The sequence below is a fragment of the Haloarcula sp. Atlit-7R genome, from assembly GCF_003666065.1.
Taxonomy (GTDB): domain Archaea; phylum Halobacteriota; class Halobacteria; order Halobacteriales; family Haloarculaceae; genus Haloarcula; species Haloarcula taiwanensis.
Genome location: NZ_QXIK01000070.1, coordinates 1 through 525 on the forward strand (window position 1 = coordinate 1; position 525 = coordinate 525).

Consider the following 525-nt stretch of genomic DNA (forward strand, 5'->3'; position numbering starts at 1 on the left):
ACATTCCGGTTGATCCTGCCGGAGGCCATTGCTATCGGAGTCCGATTTAGCCATGCTAGTCGCACGAGTTCAGACTCGTGGCATATAGCTCAGTAACACGTGGCCAAACTACCCTACAGACCGCGATAACCTCGGGAAACTGAGGCCAATAGCGGATATCACTCTCAGACTGGAGTGTCGAGAGTGAGAAACGTTCCGGCGCTGTAGGATGTGGCTGCGGCCGATTAGGTAGATGGTGGGGTAACGGCCCACCATGCCGATAATCGGTACAGGTTGTGAGAGCAAGAGCCTGGAGACGGTATCTGAGACAAGATACCGGGCCCTACGGGGCGCAGCAGGCGCGAAACCTTTACACTGCACGACAGTGCGATAGGGGGACTCCGAGTGTGAGGGCATATAGCCCTCGCTTTTCTGTACCGTAAGGTGGTACAGGAACAAGGACTGGGCAAGACCGGTGCCAGCCGCCGCGGTAATACCGGCAGTCCAAGTGATGGCCGATATTATTGGGCCTAAAGCGTCCGTAGC

General features: G+C 56.4%; 1 rRNA gene. It reads left to right on the top strand.

The window, feature by feature from the left end:
- Window positions 1–2 precede the first annotated feature (2 nt).
- Window positions 3–525, top strand: a 16S ribosomal RNA gene (locus tag D3D01_RS22675); the annotation flags it as partial.